We start from the raw sequence: 3,120 nt of genomic DNA on the forward strand, positions 1-3,120 counted from the left end.
TCTCCCACCCGGCCCGATGCCGGTGGCGAAGCCTAGCCCGGCGCGCCGGGTGGCCGCACTCGGGGCCCGCCCGGATTGACGCCGGGCCCGCGGGGCGCGCAGGCCCGCGCGCCCCGGCCCGGCGGCGCCGGCCGGCGTCGATGGCGCCTTCGCGCCCGCCTGCTATCCTCCGGCGCCCGTACCCCAGCGGATGGACCCATGCTCGCGACCGCCCCGTCCTCCAGCGCTTCGTCCACCGGCGCCACGCCGCGCGCCCATCGCCCCTGGCTGGGCGCACTGGCGCTGGGCCTGCTGGCGCTGCTGCTGGCCGGCTGCGGCCGCGGCCCGGTGGTGCGGGTGTTCCCGCCCGAGGCCCGGGTCAACGAGATCACCGTGCTGCCCTCGGGCGAGTGGCGGGTCGAGCTGCGCCTGCAGAACTTCTCGACGGTGCCCATGCGGATGGACGCCGTTACCGCCACGCTGTCGGTGAACGGCATCGACGCGGGCGCCCTCTCGGCGACGCCCGGCTTCACCGTCGGCCCGTTCACTTCCGACGTCCACGCCGTCACGCTGCGCCCGACGCCCGCGGCGTCCGACGCTCTGGTGGCCGCGCTGGCCTCGCGCCGCGCGCTGCGCTACGCGATCACCGGCACCATCGCCAGCAGCGAGCCCCGCGAGCTCAGCTGGCCCTTCGATTTCGACAGCGCGCTCAGCCCGGTCCCCGGGCTCGAGGGCGTGCTGCGCTGACCCCCACGGAGACTCCCGCATGAACAGCTACACCGCCCCGCTGCGCGACATGAAGTTCGCCCTCTACGACGTGATCGGCGTGGAGGCGCTCTACGCCCGCCTCGGCGCGCACGCCGCGCAGCGCGACGTGATGGACGCGGTGCTCGAGGAGGCCGCGAAGTTCAACCAGACCGTGCTGGCCCCGCTCAACCAGGTCGGCGATGCCGAGGGCTGCGTCCACGACAAGGCCAGCGGCGCGATCACCACGCCCAAGGGCTTCAAGGAGGCCTACGCGCAGTTCGTGGCCGACGGCTGGCACGGCCTGACCTCGCCCGAGGAGTACGGCGGCCAGGACCTGCCGCAGAGCTTCGGCATCGCGCTCAAGGAGATGATCGATGCGGCCAACCTGGCCTGGGGCAACTACCCGCTGCTCTCGCACGGCGCCACCGAGGCGCTGAAGCACCACGGCGAGGAGTGGCAGAAGGAGGTGTTCCTGCGCCCGATCATGGAGGGCCGCTGGACCGGCACGATGTGCCTCACCGAGCCGCACTGCGGCTCCGACCTCGGCCTGCTCAAGACCCGCGCCGAGCCGCAGGCCGACGGCAGCTACGCCGTGCACGGCACCAAGATCTTCATCACCGCCGGCGACCACGACTTCACCGACAACATCGTGCACCTGGTGCTGGCCCGCCTGCCCGACGCCCCGGCGGGCGTGAAGGGCATCAGCCTGTTCATCGTCCCGAAGATGCGGGTGGCGCGCGACGGCACGGTGGGCGCGCGCAACGCGGTCAAGGCCGGCTCGATCGAGCACAAGATGGGCATCCACGGCTCGGCCACCTGCGTGATGAACTTCGACGGCGCCGAGGGCTACCTGATCGGCCAGCCCAACAAGGGCCTCGCGGCGATGTTCACCATGATGAATACCGCGCGCCTCGCGGTGGGCATCCAGGGCCTGGGCCTGATCGACCGCGCTTACCAGAACGCGCTGGCCTACGCCCGCGACCGCCTGCAGGGCCGCTCGCTGGGCGGCGCGCAGTTCCCGGACAAGCCGGCCGACCCGCTGCTGGTGCACCCCGACATCCGCCGCATGCTGCTGACCTGCAAGGCGCTGGGCGAGGGCTCGCGCCTGCTCGCCTACCACGCCGGCACCCTGGTGGACCGCATCGAGCGCGGCGAGGGCGAGGACGCGCGCGCGGCCGACGAGCTGCTGGGCTTCCTGACCCCGATCGTGAAGGCCTGCCTGACCGAGTGGTCGATCGAGTGCACCTACCACGCGCTGCAGTGCTTCGGCGGCCACGGCTACGTGGCCGAGTGGGGCATGGAGCAGCTGGCGCGCGACGCCCGCATCACCACCATCTACGAGGGCACCACCGGCATCCAGGCGCTGGACCTGCTGGGCCGCAAGGTGATCGCGCTGCAGGGCGCGGGCCTGCGCCAGATGGCCGGCGAGATCGAGGCCTTCCTGAAGGCCGAGGCCGGCAACGCGGCGCTGGCCGAGTTCACCGGCCCGCTGGCCGAGGCCGTGCAGGAGTGGATGGCGCTGACGATGGAGGCCGGCAAGCGCGGCGCCGCCGACGGCAACGAGATCGGCGCGGCCGCCTACGACTACCTGTTCTATTCGGGCTACGTGCTGCTGGCCTACTGGTGGGCGAAGGCGGTGGCGGTGGCGGACGCGTCCGCGCACGACGCCGGCTTCAAGGCGGCCAAGCGCGAGACCGCGCGCTTCTTCTTCGCGCGCCTGCTGCCGCGCACGCGCACCCACGCCGCCGGCATCCGCGCCGGCGCGGCCAGCCTGCTCGGCCTGGCCGACGCGGGCTTCGACAGCTGACGCGATGACGGCGGACGCGGCCATGGACAGTCCCTGGCGCATCCGCCACGCGGGCGACGAGGACCGGGGCTTCATCCTCGGCCTCGTCCCGCGCTTCACCGGCTTCGAGCTCCCGGCCTGGCGCACCCGCCGGGAGCTCGACGACGGCATCCGCCGCGACCTCTCCACCCGCCTCGACGACCTGCCGCCCGGCAGCTGGATGTTCATCGCCGAGGACGAGGCCGGCACGCCGGTGGGCTTCCTGCACCTGATGCAGTTCGCCGACTTCTTCACCGGCGGGCGCAATGGCCACGTCTCCGACCTGGCCGTGGCCGAGGGCTTCGACGGCCGCGGCATCGGCCGCTTCCTGCTGGATTTCGCGGAAGCCTTCTGCCGCGACCGCGGCTTCGAGCGGATGCAGCTGGCGGTGTTCCCCGGCAACACCCGCGCGCTGGCGCTGTACCAGACGCTGGGCTACGGCATCGAGATGCACCGGATGGTCAAGCCGATCCGGCGCTGAGCCGGCCCTCCACCGCGGCCCCCGGAGCGCTTGCACGCGCGCACCGGATCGTGTGTATCCTCGGGCCCCGATGGACACGTCCACGCCG

Annotated in this window: 3 protein-coding genes; all 3 read left to right on the top strand. The window is 73.0% G+C overall.

The genetic code is table 11. From position 1 onward, the window contains the following. Positions 1-198 precede the first annotated feature (198 nt). From ACN4EG_RS27205 to ACN4EG_RS27215, 3 genes are read left to right on the top strand one after another with little or no spacing between them, the layout of a single operon-like run. Entirely contained in the window at positions 199-726 is a 528-nt protein-coding gene (locus tag ACN4EG_RS27205; protein WP_431633422.1) for a hypothetical protein, read from the top strand. Between the two features lie 19 nt (positions 727-745). Continuing rightward, positions 746-2,533 (top strand): acyl-CoA dehydrogenase C-terminal domain-containing protein, encoded by a 1,788-nt coding sequence (locus ACN4EG_RS27210; protein ID WP_431633423.1) that lies wholly within the window; start codon positions 746-748, stop codon positions 2,531-2,533. A gap of 4 nt (positions 2,534-2,537) precedes the next feature. After that, complete coding sequence (locus ACN4EG_RS27215) at positions 2,538-3,032, top strand: GNAT family N-acetyltransferase (RefSeq protein ID WP_431633424.1); 495 nt, start codon at positions 2,538-2,540, stop codon at positions 3,030-3,032. Positions 3,033-3,120: the final 88 nt, after the last annotated feature.

This window comes from Alkalinema pantanalense CENA528 (assembly GCF_050753345.1).
In the GTDB taxonomy this organism is placed as follows: domain Bacteria; phylum Cyanobacteriota; class Cyanobacteriia; order Leptolyngbyales; family Leptolyngbyaceae; genus Alkalinema; species Alkalinema pantanalense.